Below are 18,262 nucleotides of genomic sequence, written 5' to 3'. Positions count from 1 at the left end.
GCCGTGGCTGTTCCGAAGCGGAAAATGTCTCGCGCGAATACCCGCGCCCGCCGCTCCCAGTGGAAGGCAACTGCCCCCCACCTGGTGAAGACCGTCGAAAACGGTCAGGTAACCTACAGCCTGCCGCACCAGGCTAAGGTCGTTACTGACTCGGCCGGCACCGCGCTGTTCCTTGAATACAAGGGGCGCAAGGTCGCTGACGTCTAATCGGCCACACGGCTGATGATGTCTTCAACTGAAGAGCTTTTGAAGCGTCTCGGTGTCTCCATTGACGCCGGGACGCTTCGTCTTGCTCTGACACACAGGTCTTACGCCTACGAAAACGGCGGCATACCCACCAACGAACGCCTCGAGTTCCTGGGGGATTCCATTCTGGGCTTTTCCGTCACGGATGCCTTGTACCGGGACAACCCGACTCTTCCCGAGGGCGATCTGGCCAAGCGGCGCTCTGCCGTGGTCAGCACGCGCGCCCTTGCCGGCATTGGCAGGAGTCTTGGCGTAGGCGATTACATTTACCTCGGGCAGGGCGAAAAACTCACCGACGGCAAGAACAAGGCCTCGATCCTGGCTGACACCATGGAAGCGCTGATCGGCGCCACCTACGTCTCCAACGACATCGAGACTGCACGCCAGTTGGTGATGCGCCTGGTAGGTCCGCTCCTGAAAGATGCCGCGGCCCTGGGGGCCGGCACTGACTGGAAGACCAGCATCCAGGAACTCGCAGCCAGCCGGCAGCTCGGTTCGATCCAGTACGTGGTTGACGGTTCCGGACCGGACCATGCCCGCACCTTCAATGCAGTCCTGCATATCGGCGGCACTCCACGTGGCAAGGGCTCCGGGCATTCCAAGAAGGAAGCCGAACAGGAAGCCGCGGCGGACGCCTGGCGCGTACTGTCGGCTGCCATCGGTGGCAAGGTCGCTTCTGCTGAGCCTGCCATGCAGGAAATGACGCCGGGTAGCTAGGACGTGCCGGAGCTCCCCGAAGTCGAGGTGGTCCGTCGGGGCCTGGTCAACTGGGTGGCTGGGCGGACTATCACAGGGGTCGACGTCGTTGACCACCGTTCCATCCGCCGCCACGCGCTGGGCGCGGAGGACTTCGCCGGAAACCTTGAAGGGGCGGTAGTCGTGGATGCAGTTCGGCGCGGCAAGTTCCTGTGGTTGCCTCTCGCTGAAGCGGCGCGGCATCAGGAGGCACAGCAGGTGCAGCCTGAAGCCGCAAGCTCGCTGTCCGGGGCCGCCCCTGGAACCGCCGCTCCACGGATCGCCTTGATGGCACACCTGGGCATGAGCGGTCAGCTCCTGATGCAGGGCCCGGACGTCCCTGACGAAAAGCACCTGAAGGTCAGGCTGCGGCTCAGTCCCGCCCAGGGCAAGCCCGAGCAGCTGAGGTTTGTGGACCAGCGTATTTTTGGCGGACTCTTCGTCACCGGCCTGGTTCCCACTGACGACGGCGGTCCCGGTGGCCTTGGTGAAATCCCGGAACGGCTCATCCCTGTGGAGGCTTCGCACCTCGCCAGGGATCCCCTGGATCCGGCGTTTTCCTTCGAAGCGTTCTATGCCAGGCTCCGCAAGCGCCGGACCGGGCTAAAACGGGCACTGCTGGACCAGGGCATGATCTCCGGCATCGGCAACATCTATGCCGACGAAGCCTTATGGCGTGCCCGGCTCCATTACGCCCGTCCCACCGAAACCCTGCGCAGGGCCGAGGCCGCCAAGCTGATCGGCCATGTACAGGATGTTATGCGCGATGCGCTGGCGGCAGGCGGAACAAGCTTCGATTCCCTGTATGTCAACGTCAACGGGGCATCGGGGTACTTTGATCGCTCCCTCAATGCCTACGGACGCGAAGGCGGGCTGTGCAGCCGCTGTGCCGAGGCCGGACTGTCAACGCGGATCCGCCGGGAACAATTCATGAACCGCTCCTCATTCAGCTGTCCCGTGTGCCAGCCGCGGCCACGCAACGGCCGTTGGTAGCACCCGGCCTCGCCAGGCGCCGCCGTCCGGGGACATAGCCTTCGGACATCCGCCGCACTGACACCCAGACGCAGTAGATTTGACGCCATAACAAGCCGCACCCGGCCGCAACCAGGAGAACCTGTTCCCTTGCACCTCAAGAGCCTCACCGTCCGCGGTTTCAAGTCGTTCGCGTCGGCCACGACGTTCGACTTTGAGCCCGGCGTGACCGCAGTGGTAGGCCCTAACGGTTCCGGCAAGTCCAACGTGGTGGACGCGCTGTCCTGGGTCATGGGGGAACAAGGTGCCAAGACCCTGCGCGGCGGCAAGATGGAGGACGTCATCTTTGCCGGCACCTCCGGCCGCCCGCCCTTGGGCCGCGCCCACGTTTCGCTGACCATCGACAATTCCGACGGCGCCCTTCCGATCGAATACAGCGAAGTCACTATCTCCCGGACGCTGTTCCGGACCGGCGGCTCCGAGTATGCCATCAATGGGGCCGGTTGCCGGCTCCTGGATATCCAGGAACTGCTGTCCGATTCAGGCCTGGGCCGCGAAATGCACGTTATCGTGGGCCAGGGCCAGTTGGACAAGGTCCTGCACGCCACTCCTGAGGACCGTCGTGGCTTCATCGAGGAGGCGGCGGGCATCCTCAAGCACCGGCGGCGCAAGGAAAAAACCGTCCGCAAGCTGGAGGCCATGCAGGCCAACCTGCAGCGCCTCAGCGACCTCACGGGAGAAATCCGGCGGCAGTTGACTCCGCTGGGCAAGCAGGCCGAAGTGGCCCGCCGTGCGCAGACCGTGCAGTTCGATGTCCGTGATGCCCGCGCCCGGCTCCTGGCCCACGACCTGGTCACCCTCCAGGAATCCCTGCAGAAGGACGTGGCGGACGAATCGGCGCTTAAGGAGCGTCGTGCCGCCGTCGAAAACGGCCTGCAAACGGGACGGCAGCGGCAGGCAACGCTGGAACAGTTGGCCGCCGAGGCCACTCCCCGCCTCAATGCTGCCAGGGACACCTGGTACCAGCTGTCCGCCGTCCGCGAGCGGCTCCGGTCCTTGGGAAACCTGGCGCGGGAACGCAGCAGCCTGCTCGGCTCCAGCGACGCTGTTCCCGATTCCGGAAGGGATCCTGACCAGTTGGACCGGCAGGCCGCCCGGGTGCGCGGCGAGCAGGAACAGCTGGAACGCGAAATACTGGGCAAACAGAGTGCCCTGGACGAAGCCACCAGTACAAAGACCGCCGCGGAAGCCGCGCTGGCTGCCGAGGACAAGAGGCTCACCGCCTTGCTGCGGGCAGTGGCCGACCGCCGGGAAGGCCTGGCACGGCTGGCCGGACAAGTCGGGGCGGCCAGGTCACGGGTCGAATCCGCGCAATCGGAGCTGGGCCGGCTTCGGGAATCCGCGGCCGCCGGACTGGAGCGCCGCCGGAAGGCGCAGGAAGAGTTCACCGCCCTGGAAGCACAGGTGGCCGGTGTCGAGGAAGGCGAAGAAAGCCTTGACGCCGAATACGAGGCTGCCAGCGATGCCCTTGACGCACTCACCGCTGAGATCGACGCCCTGAAAGCGAAGGAAGCCACCGTGCTGCGGGAGCGCGACGCCGTAAGGGCCAGGCACGAGGCGCTGCTGCTGGGACTGGAACGCAAAGACGGTTCGGCCCACGTTGAGTCCTCCGGGCTTCCCGGCGTTGGCGCATCCCTGGCCTCCCGGCTTACGGTGGAACCTGGCTACGAAACCGCCATCGCAGCTGCCCTGGGTGATGCTGCGGGCGCCGTCATCGTTGCCGATGTGCAAGCCGCTGCGGCCGCCATCTCGCTCCTGAAGGAGGACGACGCCGGGCGGGCTTTCCTCCTGCTCGAATCGGCACCCGCCCCTGACCTTCAAGGCTCTGCCCTTGCGGCCTCGACCCGCCCGCTTCCGGCAGGAGCCCGGTGGGCAGCAGACCTGGCTACGGCGGACGGAACCCATCAGGGAGCTGTTGCCTCACTGCTTGCCGGGACTGCCGTAGTCGATGATCTTGGCGCTGCGGCAGATCTCCTTGCTGAGTATCCGCAGCTCACCGCAGTTACCCTCGATGGGGATGTTTGCAGCGCCGTGATGGCTGCTGGTGGTTCCGCAAACGCGCCCTCCATGCTGGAAGTGCAGGCTGCCGTGGACGATGCTGCCGCCCGGCTGGCAGCATTGAATGCTGACCTGGAACGGACCCGCTTTGCCCTCGCAGGCGCCAAGGCGCGACTGGACGAAGCGCAGGAGCGGGCGGACGCCGCACTTGACCGGCTGCATGACTCCGACGCCCGGCTCGCCGCTGTCGCGGAGCGGCTGGGCCACCTCAACTCCGTCCTGCGGAGCGCGGCAGGTGAAAGCGAAAGACTGACTGCTTCGCTGGCAGCTGCCGAGGCCAATATCGCCCGCGAGCAGCAGTCGTTGGCGGATATCAGCGCCCGTCTCGCCGCGGCCCAGGAGGCACCGGCGGAAGAAGAACCGGACAGCGACCACCGCGACGCCCTCGCACTGGCCGCTTCCCAGGCGCGGTCTGCGGAGATGGAAGCCCGGCTTGCCCTCCGCAGCGCCGAGGAGCAGCTGGCCGCAACACGCAACAGGGCAGCCTCCCTGGAAAGGGCCGCCGCCACTGAACGAAGGGCCCGGCAGGAAGCCGCGGAGCGGGCCCGCCGCCGCCAGATGCAGGCGCGCAGGGCAGCTGCGGTGTCTGCCGGCGTCGAACAGGTCCTGGCCTTCAATGATGTGTCCTTGGAACGGGCCAAAACCGAACTGGAACAGGTCGAGGAGGAACGGGAACAGCGTGAGCGGGAGCTGCTGGAACTGCGTGGCTCCAACGAACTCCTGGCCCGTGAGCTGGCCGAACTGACTGATACGGTGCACCGCGACGAACTGGCCCGCGCCCAACACCAGCTGCGCATCGAGGCGTTGGAGACCCGGTCCATCGATGAACTCGGCATGACTCCGGATGTCCTCGTTGCCGATTACGGCCCTGATGTTCCTGTGCCGGTGTCCGCAGTGGACGGCGTTGATAAGTGGGCAGCGTTGCGGGTAGCCGTTGACGACGACGGGCAGGAAGTACCCGAGGGCAGGCCGTTTGTCCGTGCCGAGCAGGAAAAACGGCTCCGCAAAGCCGAGCGCGACCTCGCCGCCCTGGGCAAAGTCAACCCGCTGGCGCTGGAGGAGTTTGCGGCGCTGGAGGAACGCCACCAGTTCCTCAGCAGCCAGCTGGAGGACCTGCGCTCCAGCCGGAAGGACCTCCTGGATATCATCAGGGAAGTCGATGAGCGGGTGCAGAAGGTGTTCGCGGAAGCGTTCGAGGATACGGCTGCCCAGTTTGTCCGGGTCTTCGAGCGGCTGTTCCCGGGCGGCGAAGGCCGCCTGGTGCTCACAGACCCCGATGACATGCTCACCACCGGTATCGAAGTCGAGGCGCGTCCCGCAGGCAAGAAGATCAAGCGGCTATCACTGCTCTCAGGCGGCGAGCGCTCACTGACAGCCGTGGCGCTGCTCGTGGCGATCTTCAAGGCCCGGCCGTCACCCTTCTACGTGATGGATGAAGTGGAAGCTGCCCTCGATGACACCAACCTGGGCAGGCTGATCACGATCTTCGAAGAACTGCGCGAGTCCAGCCAGTTGATTGTCATCACCCACCAGAAGCGGACTATGGAGGTGGCAGACGCTCTCTATGGGGTAACCATGCGCGGGGACGGGGTCTCCACGGTGATCAGCCAGCGGATCGGACATGACTCCCCTTAGCCGCTTGGCACCAAGGGCGATTCTTCGTTTGTGAGAAGCTAGGGGAGTGAATGAAATCCTCCCCATTATTGTGTCCATTGTTGCCGCCCTGGTGGTTATCGGCGGGCTGATACCGGTCCTGGTCAAGACCCGGAAGAACATCAACCAGTACCCCGGGACCCGGGATGAGAACGATCCCGCAGCTCCTGCCGCCCAGTCAACCGGCACCCTCGTCGAGGATCGTCCTGACGCTTCCAGCACCGTGGCGCCGCCGCTGGAACCGGGACCCGCCGTCGACGTCCCGGATGACGTTGCAGGGCTTGAGTACGTTCCAGTTGAGACCCCGCTGCCGGTTGCCGGCAGGCTGGTCCGGCTGCGTGAGCGGCTGGTGCGTTCCAACAATGTCCTGGGCAAAGGACTCCTCGCGCTGCTGTCCGCGGACCGCATCGATGAAAATGTCTGGGACGAGGTGGAGGAAACCCTCCTGATGGCCGACCTCGGCACAGAGCCCACCATGGAGCTGGTGGATGCCCTGCGGGAGCGGGTTAAAGTGCTGGGCACCCGCACACCCGATCAGGTCCGTGAACTGCTCCGCGAAGAACTCATCAAACTCGTGGATCCCACCATGGACCGCAGCCTCAGCACCACCCGCCACGCTGACAAGCCGGCAGTCATGATGGTTGTCGGCGTGAACGGAGTGGGTAAGACCACCACGGTGGGCAAACTGGCCCGCGTACTGGTGGCCGAAGACAAGGACGTCCTGCTTGGCGCCGCGGACACCTTCCGTGCGGCCGCCGCAGAGCAGCTCGCCACCTGGGGACAGCGCGTTGGCGTACCCACCGTGAAATCCGACGTTGACGGCGCCGATCCCGCCTCAGTTGCTTATGAAGCGGTGAAGGCCGGCATCGAGCAGGAAGTCGACGTCGTGATGATCGACACCGCCGGGCGACTGCAGAACAAAATTGGCCTCATGGACGAGCTCGGCAAGGTCAAGCGCGTTATCGAGAAGCTCGCCGAAGTGGACGAGGTCCTGCTGGTCCTTGACGCCACCACCGGGCAGAACGGCCTGAACCAGGCACGCGTGTTCTCCGAGGTCGTGAACATTACCGGAATCGTCCTGACCAAACTGGACGGGACCGCTAAGGGCGGCATTGTCGTTGCCATCCAGAAGTCGCTGGGCGTTCCGGTGAAGCTGATCGGACTGGGTGAAGGTGCCGACGACCTGGCCCCGTTCGAGGCCGAATCATTTGTGGACGCCCTGCTGAACTAGGAACCCTCTCCCGACTCCACCCGCAAGCGCTCCCTCAGTTCCTAGGAGGGAGCGCTTGCCGGTTCCCGGTCCAGAGGTTCACGGGCCACAGCCCAGGCGGCTCCCGCGAGGACAAGCACCAGGCCGGTAACACCGAAGGCCCATCCATATCCCCACTGGTCAGCAATCAGCCCCACCAGGATCGGACCTGCGATAGCGCCGACGTCGGACATCATCTGGTAAACGGCCAGCACCCGCCCGCCGGAGCGCTCGCGGCCGATGACGTCCGCTACGGCCGCCTGCTGCGCCGGGCCCAACATGCCTGCGCCTACGCCCGCGACGGCTGATGCGGTGAGGAACCACCACAGGTCCTGGGTCAGGCCGATCAGCCCGGTGGACACCCCCGTGACCAGCAGTCCGGCCAGCATCATGGGCTTGCGGCCCCAGGTGTCCGCGAGCCTCCCGGAGAAGGTCAGCGCGGCGGCATTCCCACCTGCGAAGACCGCCAGTGCTGTGCCGGCGGCTGCGGGCCCGGCACCGAGGGCTGCTGCCGCAAACAGCGGAACGGTCGCCATGCGGACGCCGAAAGTGGCCCAGCCGTTGGCAAAGCTGGACGCCAGAACCGCACGGTAGGTGCCGCTGGCCAGGCCTTCGGACAACAGCATCTCTGCGGGTGCGGCATCCTTGGCCCGATGTGCGGCGGGCACGTGGCTCAGCATGGTCTGGACAACGATGGCTGCCAGCACCAGCGCGGCGGCGTAGGCCAGGAACGGCACCCTAAGCCCGAAACCGGCGAGAAAGCCGCCCAGGACAGGACCGCACACGTTGCCGATCAGGAAGGCACCGGCGTAGGCGCCGGAGACCCGCCCGCGGCTTTGCGGCGGCGCCAGCCTGATGACCAGCGCCATGGAAGCCACCGTGAACATCACCGAACCGATGCCGCCGAGGCCGCGGAAGACCAGCAGTTGCCAGTAATTCTGCGCAAAGGCGCAGGCGGCCGTGGACACGGCAACGATGAGCAGGCCGCTGACGTAGACGGGCCGTTCCCCCAACTTCCCGATCAGCGCGCCGCCGGCAGGAGCGAACAGCAGGCGCATGAACGCAAAGATGCTCACGATCACGGCTGCAGCGGTGGCACCGACGTCGAAGGTTGTGGCGAATTGTGGCAATACAGGCGCAACAAGCCCGAATCCAAGGGCGATCAGGAAGGCCGCGACCAGCATCACCTTGATATCGGAGGACAGCGGTTCACCCTTGCCCTTAAACAGCTGCAGGAACCGCGGATTTGAGCCGTTGGGGCGGACGTTGGCCTTCATTCGTCAATGGTCCTAGGGGTGGATTGTAATGCCGGGACAAGGGAGGTGAAACACAACCGTAACAAGCCGGAGACCCACCATTTACTTCGAAGAGGTTCTTGTAACAAGCCGGCAATGCAAATCCTCCGCAGGCGAAACACGGGACATCCAGACTCGAACGTAGAAACGCACCACGGCGTTTGGCAGGGCGGGTAACTCCGCAGCATTCAAATTACAGGGAGGACGTGCACCATGGAACTTACTGCAGGTCACGTATGGGTTATGGTGTCGGCAGCACTCGTGTTGTTCATGACACCGGGCCTGGCATTTTTCTACGGCGGCATGACACGCGCCAAGGCAGCACTGAACATGATGATGATGAGCTTCATCTCCATCGGCATGGTGGGTGTTATCTGGGTCCTCTGGGGTTATTCGATGTCCTCAGGGGACGGCTTCCTCCAGATGGTGGGCAACCCGTTCGCCCATTTCGGTCTTGAAGGCATCGACAGCCCTGACGGACTCATCATGGTCGGCTTCGGAGCAACCTTTGCAATTATCACCGTCGCCCTGATCAGCGGCGCCATCGCTGACCGGGCGAAGTTTGGTGCCTGGTCCGTATTCGTCCCCGTCTGGGTCACCCTGGTCTACTGCCCGCTGGCTTACATGGTGTGGGGTGGCGGCCTGTTCAGCGAGGAGGGCGCAGTTGGCGCGGCGCTGGGTGAGGCCATTGACTTCGCCGGTGGCACCGTTGTCCACATCAACGCCGGTGTGGCAGCACTGATCCTCGTCTTTATCGTTGGCAACCGTCGCGGCTTCGGCAAGGATCCGAACCACCGCCCGCACAACATCCCGTTCGTCATGCTCGGAGCCGCCATCCTCTGGTTCGGCTGGTTCGGCTTCAACGGCGGCGCAGCATCCACCGCTGAACAGGGCGGCCTCATTTGGGTGAACACCCTTGCCGCTCCCGCCGCCGCCATGCTCGGCTGGCTGGTGACGGAGCGCATCCGTGACGGACACCCCACCTCGCTGGGCGCAGCCTCCGGTGTTGTGGCAGGCCTCGTAGCCATCACACCTGCCTGTGCCAACGTCAGCCCGGTCGGCGCCCTGGGCCTCGGTGTCGTAGCCGGTGTGGCTTCCGCCCTGGCCGTGGGACTCAAGTTCCGCTGGGGTTTCGATGATTCCCTCGACGTCGTCGGAGTCCACCTCGTGTCAGGCATCATCGGCACGGTTGCCCTCGGCTTCATCGCCCTCCCGGAGGAAGGCGCGGGCGGTGGCCTGTTCTACGGCGGCGGCGCTGCCCAGCTTTGGGCACAGCTCGCTGCAGCCGGAATCGCGATCGCCTACTCGGCCATCCTCACCACCATCATTGCCCTCGCCATCCACAAGACCATGGGCTTCCGGGTCTCGCAGGAACAGGAAACGGTGGGAGTGGACCTCAGCCTGCACGCCGAGACCGCCTACGAGTTCGGTGTCACCGGACACGGCGGAAGCTTCCAGCCGCTCCACGATCTGATCACCGGCAAGAAGAACACTGAGACGGGCAAGGAGAGCATCGACGCATGAAACTGATCACTGCAATCGTCAGGCCGGAGAAGCTTGACGCCATCCGTGAAGGCCTGGAGGCCTACGGGGTCCAGGGCCTGACGGTCAGCGCGGCCAGCGGCTATGGCCGGCAGCGCGGCTACACCGAGGTGTACCGCGGCGCCGAGTACAACGTGGACCTGCTGCCCAAGATCCGGGTCGAGGTCCTTGCCACCGATGAGCAGGCGGACGACATCCTGGACGTCATCATCGCCAGCTCCAATACCGGACGTGCCGGCGACGGCAAGGTCTGGACAGTGGAAGTCTTTGAGGCAGTGCGGGTGAGGACCGGCGAACGCGGCGTTGCCGCGATCTAGCCCGCCACGTATCACCTGACAAGGGCGGGCCGGTTACCTTTCAGAGGTAACCGGCCCGCCCTTTGTCATGTCCGCCCTTGTTACGCCCGTGCTGTGCCATTCGGCCGGGCGGCGAGCGATCCGGCAGGACCGGGCCCTCCGGCGTCGTATTCTTCCAGTGGAACATCGGCGCTGGACCAGGCGCGCAGCACAGGTTCGACAATCCGCCAGCAGTCCTCGGCAGTATCGCCGCGGACGGACAGCAGGGGATCACCGTGCAATACGCCTTCAAGGACTTCACCGTAGGGCAGCAACTCCGACGCGTTCAGTTCAGCGTTCAGGGTGATTCTGTCCAGGGTGAGGATGTTTCCGGGACCGTTGACGTCCATATCCAGCTGCAGGGTGTCGGGGCCAAAGCCAATCCGCAGCTGGTTGGGGGAGTCGACGCCGAAGAAGCCCACGGGCAGGTGCGGGACCGGCCTGAAGGTAATCACAGCTTCCTTCCGCTTCACCCCCAGGGCCTTGCCGGAGCGCAGGATGAATGGCACGCCCTTCCACCGCCAGTTATCGATCTCCACGCGGACTTCCGCCAGGGTCTCAGTATCCTTGGCAGGATCAACGCCCTCCTCCCGGACATAGTCCGGGATGGTCCTTCCGGCAATGCTGCCCGCCGTGTATCGCGCCCGGCGGGTGGACTCGGCGTACGGGGCCTTGATACTGCCGGCCCGGAGGAGGGTGCTGACGGCGTCCCGCAACTCGCGTTCATGAATGGTGGCCGGAGGTTCGATCGCGACCAGCGCCATGATCTGCAGCAGGTGGCTCTGGATCATGTCGCGCAACGCGCCGGCGCCGTCGTAATAGCGTGCACGGCCCTCCAGTGCGAGGTCTTCGTCGAAGATGATCTCCACGCGCTCGATGTGGTCGCGGTTCCAGACCGGCTCCAGGAAATTATTGGCAAACCGGAGCCCCAGGATATTGAGAACCGTCGCCTTGCCCAGGAAGTGGTCCACCCGGTGGATATGGTCCTCCGGAACAAGCCGCACCAGTGTCTCATTCAAAGACCTGGCCGATTCCGCACCGGAGCCGAACGGTTTTTCCATCACCAACCGCGTCCCGGACGGGATTTGATCCGGCTGCAGTACCTCGCAGGCCTTCTGGCTCACATGCGGCGGGAGAGCGAAATAGACAGCCACCGGTCCCGGAAGGCTGCCCAGCAGTCCGGCCAGGGAACCCTCAGCGGTGACGTCAAGCTGGTGGTAGACGGCGGACTCGGCCATGTGCTTCAGGGCTGCCTTGCCGTCTTCGTCGGCGGTTTCGTCCGCGGCAGCAAAGGCTGCAGTAACCCGGTTCCGCCACTGGTCTGCGGTCCAGGCATCGGAACCGGCACCTGCCAGCGTCAGCCCGGCCGCCCTGCCCCTGGCCACCAGGCGGGCAAGTCCCGGAAGCAACAGCCGGCCGGTGAGATCGCCCGAAGCGCCGAGGATGAGCAGGGTTTTTACCGTCGTTTCCATGGTCACCCTGTCAGCATGCCATCTTGGAGGCCGGTCTTGGTACCCTAGATAGTCGAGTCCGATGTCGCGGCGGTTGGTCCGGTTGGTTCCGGTCGGCAGCTACCGACACTGGCGAGCCGCACCGGCCGCCAATTGTAGATCCACTGAAAGAAGTGCACGGCGCGTGTTCAATTCACTCTCTGACCGGTTGACAGCAACATTCAAGAACCTCCGCGGCAAGGGCCGTCTCACAGAGGCGGACGTTGATGCCACAGTCCGGGAGATTCGCCGCGCCCTTCTGGACGCGGACGTCGCCGTCGCCGTCGTCCGCGATTTCACCGGCAGGGTGCGCGAGCGTGCCCTGGGCGCGGAAGTTTCCGGCGCATTGAACCCGAGCCAGCAAATCGTGAAGATTGTCAACGAGGAGCTCGTCGAAATCCTCGGTGGCGAGACGCGCCGGATCCGCCTCGCCAAGACGGGGCCCACCATCATCATGCTTGCCGGTCTGCAGGGTGCCGGTAAGACCACCCTCGCCGGAAAGCTCTCGAAGTGGCTGAAGGGGCAGGGCCACAGCCCGCTCCTGGTGGCCTGCGACCTCCAGCGCCCCAACGCGGTCACCCAGCTGCAGGTAGTGGGCAAGCGTTCCGGCGTTCCGGTTTTCGCTCCGCACCCCGGCGCCACGTCCGAGCTTGAGCACCCGGCAGGGGACCCCGTTGCCGTCGCCCGCGCGGGCGTTGAGGAAGCGCGCCAGAAGCTGTACGACGTCGTGATCGTCGACACCGCCGGCCGTCTTGGCGTCGATGCCGAGATGATGGAGCAGGCGCGGCAGATCCGTAAGGCAATCGTGCCCAACGAAGTGCTGTTCGTCATCGATGCGATGATCGGCCAGGACGCCGTCAACACCGCGATGGCCTTTGATGAAGGGGTTAATTTTACCGGTGTCGTGCTGTCGAAGCTCGACGGCGATGCCCGCGGTGGTGCCGCACTTTCGGTCGCATCTGTCACCGGTAAGCCAGTGATGTTTGCGTCTACAGGTGAAGGCGTGGACGACTTCGAGCTCTTCCATCCGGACCGTATGGCGTCCCGCATCCTGGACATGGGCGACGTCCTGACCCTTATTGAGCAGGCCGAAAAGTCCTGGGACAAGGACGAAGCGGCCAGAATGGCGAAGAAATTCGCCGACCAGGAAGACTTCACGCTGGATGACTTCCTGGCCCAGATGCAGCAGATCCGCAACATGGGTTCCATGAAGAAGATGCTGATGATGATGCCGGGTGCGCAGAACATCCGCCAGCAGCTGGAGCAGTTCGACGAGCGCGAGATCGACCGTGTCGAGGCGATTGTCCGGTCGATGACCCCGCACGAACGGGTTGCCCCGAAGATCATCAACGGCTCACGACGGGCCCGTATTGCCCGTGGTTCCGGTGTACACGTCTCCGAGGTTAACGGCCTGCTGGAGCGCTTTGCCCAGGCCCAGAAGATGATGAAGAAGATGGCACAGGGCGGCGGCATGCCGGGAATGCCCGGGATGCCCGGCATGGGTGGTGGCGGCGGAGGGGCCCGCAAGAACGCGAAGAACGCACCGAAGAAGAAGGCCCGATCCGGTAACCCTGCCAAGGCCGCCCAGGAACTGCGCGATGCCGAGGCCAGGCGCGCGGGCGCCGCGAAGGCCCTTCCCACCGGTGCCGCCTTCGGCCAGCAGGGCGGAGACTTCGACCCCTCGCAGCTGAACCTTCCCAAGGGCTTTGATAAGTTCCTCGGCGGCAAGTAGCCGGTCCTTCCTCCGGTTGCCAGTGGCCAGCGATGTCAGTGGCGTCGAATAGGGTGAGGTCATGTTCAAGCAGCGGGTAGTGTTCGTCCACGGTGCGGGGAGCTTTGGCTCCGCGGCCTGGCCCCGGCAGCACGGCATGGCCCTGGATTATGATGCCTTGTTCCTGCGGCGCCATGGCTTTGACCCCATTGCTGAGCCCGTGGAATCTTCGTTCGCCGAGGACGCCGCCATTGTGTTGCGTTCCCTGGCGGACTCCGGCCGGGGTGTGGCTGGAGGCCATGTAGTGGCTCATTCCCAGGGTGCCATCGCGGCGATCATGGCTGCCCTAGAGCGTCCGGACCTGGTCCGCTCCTTGACCCTGGTTGAGCCGGCCTGCCTGTCCCTGACTGCCGAACTGCCGGCTACGGCTGCCCACATCGAGTTGATGAAGCCCCTGTTTGATGTGCGCCACCAGCTCAGCGACCATGATTTCCAGCGGGAATTTGTGCGCCGGATGTTCGCTGCGGATGCAAGGGAATCCGCCACGCCGGAGGAGCAACGGCAGGCCCGGCGGCTGCGCCTGCAGGCGCCGCCCTGGGAAGCTCCGCTGCAGATCGTTCCCGGCGTCCCAACACTGGTGCTCACCGGGGGTTGGGAACCGTTGTACGAAGAGATCGCCGGTTACCTGCGTGAGACCGGTGCCGTGCATCGGATTGCAGCAGGCGGGCACCGGCCCCACGATTCTCCCGAGGGCGACCGATATATCCGGTCCTTTATTGCTGAGGCGAGCCGGAGCCGGCAGCCCCGGGCGTCCTGAGAAACCTAGCCGTCGGCAGGAACTTTGGGCTCGGGCAGGTATACCTTGGCGCCGGAAGCCAGGAATTCCTCGCTCTTTTCCTTCATTCCGCTGTACAACCCGGCAATGGCGGCCTGGGAATCTGCTGAACCGTATTCGTTCCGGATATCTTGGCTGATCTTCATGGAGCAGAACTTGGGCCCGCACATGGAACAGAAGTGTGCCGTCTTGGCCGGCTCGGCGGGCAATGTTTCGTCGTGGAAGGCCTCGGCCGTTACCGGGTCAAGGGACAGTGCGAACTGGTCGCGCCAACGGAACTCGAACCGGGCTTTGGACAATGCGTCATCCCGTTCATGGGCACCCGGGTGTCCCTTGGCCAGGTCGGCCGCGTGGGCGGCGATCTTGTAGGTGATCACGCCGGTCTTGACATCGTCCTTGTTGGGCAGTCCCAGGTGCTCCTTGGGGGTGACGTAGCAGAGCATGGCCGTGCCGTAGCGGGCGATTTCCGTGGCGCCAATAGCCGAGGTGATGTGGTCATAGCCCGGCGCAATGTCCGTCACCAACGGACCAAGCGTGTAAAACGGCGCTCCCTTGCACAGCTCCTGCTGCCGTTCCACGTTCTCCCGCACCAGGTGGAACGGCACGTGGCCCGGCCCCTCCACCATGACCTGCACGTCGTACTCCCAGGCGCGCTGCGTCAGTTCAGCCAAGGTATCCAGCTCGGCGAACTGCGCGGCATCGTTGGCGTCCGCCGTCGAACCCGGACGCAGGCCGTCGCCCAGCGAAAAGGCGACGTCGTACCGGGCGAAGATTTCGCACAGCTCGTCAAAGTGCGTGTAGAGGAAGTTCTCCTGGTGGTGCGCCAGGCACCAGCCAGCCATGATGGAACCGCCCCGGGACACGATTCCAGTAACCCGGTTGGCCGTGAGCGGTACGTAGCGCAGCAGGACGCCGGCGTGGATGGTCATGTAATCCACGCCCTGCTCGCACTGCTCGATCACGGTGTCCCTGAAAATCTCCCAGGTCAGGGCATTGGCCTCGCCGTTCACTTTTTCCAGTGCCTGGTAGATGGGCACGGTGCCGATCGGAACCGGCGAATTACGGATAAGCCACTCCCGGGTGGTGTGGATATCGTCGCCGGTGGAGAGGTCCATCACCGTGTCGGCACCCCATTGCGTGGCCCACTGCAGCTTGTCCACCTCTTCGGCGACGGAACTGGTGACAGCCGAGTTGCCGATGTTCGCATTGATCTTCACCAGGAAGGCCTTTCCGATGATCATCGGTTCGGACTCCGGGTGGTTGATGTTGTTGGGGATGATCGCCCGGCCGGCTGCCACCTCTGAGCGCACCAGCTCTACATCGCAGTTCTCCCTCAGCGCGACGAACTGCATTTCCTGGGTGATGGCGCCCTGCCGGGCGTAGTGCATCTGCGTCACTGTCTTGCCGTCGACGGCGCGGCGGGGCACGGGCCGCGCCCCCTTCCACTCAGCAGAGGCGGCGCCCCGGCGCACTGCGGACCGCCCGTCGTCGAGCAGGTTGCGTTCCCGGCCGGTATAGGGCTCAGTGTCACCACGCCCCTCAATCCATTCCGAGCGGAAGGGCGGCAGGCCCACCACTGGATCGCTTCCCGGCCCGGCGGTCCGGTACACCCGGAACGGCTCATTAGCCCGGCCGTTGGGTGAGGGTTCCAGCAAAATCTCTGTGACGGGGACTCTGATTCCGGCGGTTTCATCACTGATATATGCCAGCGAATGGGACTTCAACGACTGGGTTTCAGGGGTGGCAGCTTCATGGTGGACAGGGCTTTGCCGTGTTACGGGGGTACTCAATGAATACTCACTTCCTTCGCCGGCATTACCCGGACAGGTTCAACGGTCGCAGGCTGCGTCAGCCCGATCTCAGCCCCTGCAAGGGCACCCGTGTGGTCAAGAGGAAAGCTATCACAGCTGCTGCGGAGGGCACTGTCACATTGCATCCGGCCATAGGGTGGTGGCATGGCCGGCATCATCGAATTCAGCGGAACTGTGCTCACTGCACCTGCAACGGAACGGCGGGGCCTCTGGTCCGTTGACGGCAGGCTGACGTTCAACCGCCCGGAAGGCGTCCCGGAGCTGGTCCTCGATGGTTGGGTCCTTCCCGGGTTTGTTGATGCCCACTGCCACGTCGGGCTCGGTCCCGGCGGAGTGGTGGACGCTGCTGCTGCCGAAGAACAAGCCCGCACGGACCTGGCAGCCGGAACGCTGCTGATCCGGGATGCCGGGTCTCCCGCGGACACCCGTTGGCTGCAGGGACGCGCAGACATGCCGGTCATCATCCGGGCAGGACGCCACATCGCCAGGACCCGCAGGTACCTCCGTGGTTTCGCCCAGGAAACCGAGCCGGATGGCCTGGTTGAGGCTGTGCGCAAGCAGGCCCGGTCAGGTGACGGGTGGATCAAACTGGTGGGGGACTGGATCGACCGCGACGCCGGTGACCTGGCGCCGTCGTTTCCGGCCGCCGTCGTCAAGGACGCGGTCCGCGCTGCACATGATGAAGGCGCGCGGGTGACCGCCCACTGTTTCGGGGAGCAAAGCCTTGATGACATGCTCGACGCCGGAATGGACTGTGTTGAGCACGCCACCGGCCTGCTTCCGAGGCATCTCCCGCGCTTCGTTGAGCAGGGCGTGCCGATCGTGCCCACCCTGATCAATATCGCCACGTTCCCGGACATTGCCGCCCAGGCAGGGCCGAAGTTCCCCCGCTATGCCGCGCACATGCTCGCCCTGTGGGAACGGCGCAACGAACGCGTCCTGGAAGCGTTCGAAGCGGGCGTCCGGATCTTCGCCGGCACGGATGCGGGCAGTGTCATCGGGCACGGCAGGATCGCGGATGAGATCCTGGCCCTCCACCGTGCCGGTCTGCCCATGGCCGCCGCGCTGGACGCCGCCGGCTGGGCGGCGCGGGACTGGCTGGGCGCTCAGGGCCTTTCGGAGGGTGCGAGGGCGGACGTCGTCATCTGCCGTGAGGATCCCCGGGCAGTACCGGAAACCATCAGCCGGCTGGCTCAGGTGGTGCTGGGCGGGCAGGTGCATGCCGGAAGCGGGACTAGGGGGCCAAAAACCCTTGATTTAAATTGAAGCTTCAAGTAAATTGGGGGTAGCGGCCCTCCAACCCCGAAGGCCATGCGATCGGGAGAGTTAAATGAATGCAGAAGCCGCCAGCCAGGACCTCCTTCCTGCCGGGCTCACCATGGGCACCGTGATGCTCAAGGTGGGAAACATGAAGGCCATGACCGACTACTACCAGCGTGCCCTCGGCCTGGTAGTAGTGGCAGAGCAGGATGGCGGCGTCTACCTTGGCAGACTGGGCCGTCCGCTAATCCACCTGGCGCCGGCGTTGGGCCTGCAGTTGCCGTCCCGGGGGGAAGCCGGCCTCTTCCATACAGCCCTCCTGTTTGAAGACCAGGCCTCCCTGGCGGCCACCGTGGCAACTGCCGCGCAGTTCGAGCCGGCGCTCTACGTTGGCAGCGCCGACCACCTGGTGAGCGAGGCGTTCTACTTCACTGATCCGGAAGACAACGGCATCGAGCTGTACCGGGACCGTCCGCGCGAGGACTGGAGCTGGGAGGGCAGGAGCGTGGTGATGGACAGCCTGACGTTGCCCCCGCAACGTTTCCTCGAGGCGCACCTGACGGAACAGTCCCTCGCATCCCAGCAGGACACCGGCGCCGGCGTTGGCCACGTCCACTTGCAGGTGGGCGACGTGCAGACTGCCCAGGACTTCTATGTAGGCATCCTGGGCTTCGAAAAGACCGCCGGCTGGCACGGCCAGGCGTTGTTCGTTTCCGCCGGCGGCTACCACCACCACATGGCCATGAATATCTGGAACAGCAGGGGAGCCGGGCCGCGGCGCGACACGCTGGGCCTCGGCGAAGTGCTGATCCAGGTGCCGGGAACTGACGACGTCGGGGCGCTGGCTGATCGCTTGAAGGTCGCCGGAGTAACGTCCCACCACACCGGCGCCGAGTTGCGCTTCGAGGACCCGTGGCGCAACCGGATCCGCGTCGCCGCCGGCTGACTGCGAGGTCCGGGAACTGTGGGTTAGGCTGATTCCGAACGCCGGCGCGGCCACCTTTGGCAAC

At 64.8% G+C, this 18,262-nt stretch carries 14 protein-coding genes and 1 riboswitch; of the genes, 11 read left to right on the top strand and 3 right to left on the bottom strand.

What is annotated here, in order from left to right; translation table 11 throughout:
- Positions 1-3: 3 nt before the first annotated feature.
- The 5 genes from rpmF to ftsY all read left to right on the top strand — a co-directional run bounded on the left by rpmF (position 4) and on the right by ftsY (position 6,955).
- Complete coding sequence (gene rpmF, locus AC50X5_RS01505) at positions 4-207, top strand: 50S ribosomal protein L32 (RefSeq protein ID WP_330189532.1); 204 nt, start codon at positions 4-6, stop codon at positions 205-207.
- Between the two features lie 18 nt (positions 208-225).
- Entirely contained in the window at positions 226-963 is a 738-nt protein-coding gene (gene rnc, locus AC50X5_RS01500; protein ID WP_494975197.1) for a ribonuclease III, read from the top strand.
- A gap of 3 nt (positions 964-966) precedes the next feature.
- Positions 967-1,974 carry a bifunctional DNA-formamidopyrimidine glycosylase/DNA-(apurinic or apyrimidinic site) lyase gene (gene mutM / locus AC50X5_RS01495; RefSeq protein ID WP_494974414.1) on the top strand — a complete coding sequence of 336 codons (1,008 nt, stop codon included), beginning with the start codon at positions 967-969 and terminating at the stop codon, positions 1,972-1,974.
- Between the two features lie 129 nt (positions 1,975-2,103).
- Positions 2,104-5,706: a chromosome segregation protein SMC gene (gene smc, locus AC50X5_RS01490; RefSeq protein ID WP_494974413.1), complete on the top strand. Its 3,603-nt coding sequence runs from the start codon at positions 2,104-2,106 to the stop codon at positions 5,704-5,706.
- 46 nt (positions 5,707-5,752) lie between these two features.
- Positions 5,753-6,955: a signal recognition particle-docking protein FtsY gene (gene ftsY / locus AC50X5_RS01485; protein ID WP_494974412.1), complete on the top strand. Its 1,203-nt coding sequence runs from the start codon at positions 5,753-5,755 to the stop codon at positions 6,953-6,955.
- Positions 6,956-6,996: 41 nt separating this feature from the next.
- Here ftsY and AC50X5_RS01480 read toward each other — a convergent pair whose 3' ends face one another.
- Complete coding sequence (locus AC50X5_RS01480) at positions 6,997-8,157, bottom strand: MFS transporter (RefSeq protein ID WP_494975196.1); 1,161 nt, start codon at positions 8,155-8,157, stop codon at positions 6,997-6,999.
- Between the two features lie 324 nt (positions 8,158-8,481).
- On the opposite strand from AC50X5_RS01480, the gene AC50X5_RS01475 reads away from it, so the two are divergent.
- Together AC50X5_RS01475 and AC50X5_RS01470 are read left to right on the top strand one after the other, a co-directional pair.
- On the top strand, positions 8,482-9,792 hold the full coding sequence (locus AC50X5_RS01475; RefSeq protein WP_494974411.1) for an ammonium transporter: 1,311 nt from the start codon (positions 8,482-8,484) through the stop codon (positions 9,790-9,792).
- Positions 9,789-10,127, top strand: a complete 339-nt coding sequence (locus AC50X5_RS01470; RefSeq protein ID WP_463933965.1) for a P-II family nitrogen regulator — start codon at positions 9,789-9,791, stop codon at positions 10,125-10,127. The genes AC50X5_RS01475 and AC50X5_RS01470 overlap by 4 nt, the downstream gene beginning before the upstream one ends.
- An 80-nt stretch (positions 10,128-10,207) precedes the next feature.
- Here AC50X5_RS01470 and AC50X5_RS01465 read toward each other — a convergent pair whose 3' ends face one another.
- A complete protein-coding gene (locus tag AC50X5_RS01465) occupies positions 10,208-11,623 on the bottom strand; it encodes a glucose-6-phosphate dehydrogenase (RefSeq protein ID WP_494974410.1) in 1,416 nt (471 codons plus the stop codon).
- Positions 11,624-11,780: 157 nt separating this feature from the next.
- Here AC50X5_RS01465 and ffh point away from each other — a divergent pair, with 157 nt between their 5' ends.
- A complete protein-coding gene (ffh, locus tag AC50X5_RS01460; RefSeq protein WP_494974409.1) occupies positions 11,781-13,367 on the top strand; it encodes a signal recognition particle protein in 1,587 nt (528 codons plus the stop codon).
- A gap of 61 nt (positions 13,368-13,428) precedes the next feature.
- Entirely contained in the window at positions 13,429-14,163 is a 735-nt protein-coding gene (locus AC50X5_RS01455; protein WP_494974408.1) for an alpha/beta fold hydrolase, read from the top strand.
- A gap of 5 nt (positions 14,164-14,168) precedes the next feature.
- Here AC50X5_RS01455 and thiC read toward each other — a convergent pair whose 3' ends face one another.
- A complete protein-coding gene (thiC, locus tag AC50X5_RS01450; protein ID WP_494974407.1) occupies positions 14,169-15,971 on the bottom strand; it encodes a phosphomethylpyrimidine synthase ThiC in 1,803 nt (600 codons plus the stop codon).
- A riboswitch (TPP riboswitch) is annotated at positions 15,966-16,073 on the bottom strand. It overlaps the preceding gene by 6 nt.
- A 63-nt stretch (positions 16,074-16,136) precedes the next feature.
- Here thiC and AC50X5_RS01445 point away from each other — a divergent pair.
- Positions 16,137-17,258, top strand: coding sequence for an amidohydrolase family protein (locus AC50X5_RS01445; RefSeq protein ID WP_494974406.1), 1,122 nt, complete (start codon positions 16,137-16,139; stop codon positions 17,256-17,258).
- Positions 17,259-17,322: 64 nt separating this feature from the next.
- Positions 17,323-18,198, top strand: a complete 876-nt coding sequence (locus AC50X5_RS01440) for a VOC family protein (protein WP_494974405.1) — start codon at positions 17,323-17,325, stop codon at positions 18,196-18,198.
- Positions 18,199-18,262: the final 64 nt, after the last annotated feature.

The sequence above is a fragment of the Pseudarthrobacter sp. MDT1-40-2 genome, assembly GCF_059383595.1.
Note: the sequence above shows the minus strand (reverse complement) of the source record. Positions and strands in the feature narration are given on the sequence as shown.